Consider the following 537-nt stretch of genomic DNA (forward strand, 5'->3'; position numbering starts at 1 on the left):
ACATTGATTTTCCCCCCTCTTTTCTTTGTCCTGCATAAAGATTTTGTTCTCCGTTATCTCCCACTTTCGTATACCAAGTCTCTGCCCCATCATACACATTCTGCTGCCCTATTGCTCCATCTCCACCAGTAACTGTGGAATTATATGCACTACTTCGTCTAACCACGAGTGTAAGATCAATATTTGGCTCTTCATGAATAAACTGCTGACCTCCCAAAATTTTGGCGCTCATTGCAATTCCTGCTCGTGTAACTATTTGCATCCCTCCTTTTTTAATAGTGGACCCCACGGAAGTTTTTCCATTCTCAACAAGCTCTACATCACCATATTCAATCGTAATATTATTTTTGAAAAAACTAGCAATCAGTTCTAAATTTTTTTCTTCCTCTTCTCTATTTCCCACATCTGTTGCTCTTGTTAGCACTCTATTCCTACTCTCAACTACACTTGCAGATTGCAAAAGACAACTACTGATCATCAATACTGAAAAACTTAATTTGTATTTATACCGCATTATCCACACTCCACTCTCAATTA

At 38.2% G+C, this 537-nt stretch carries 1 pseudogene; it reads right to left on the reverse strand.

Going from position 1 to position 537, the window contains the following annotated elements:
• Positions 1 to 514: pseudogene (locus ACFIL8_RS12645) on the reverse strand (autotransporter outer membrane beta-barrel domain-containing protein); the annotation flags it as partial.
• Positions 515 to 537: the final 23 nt, after the last annotated feature.

The organism is Bartonella sp. AP57NXGY (assembly GCF_042195805.1).
In the GTDB taxonomy this organism is placed as follows: Bacteria; Pseudomonadota; Alphaproteobacteria; order Rhizobiales; family Rhizobiaceae; genus Bartonella.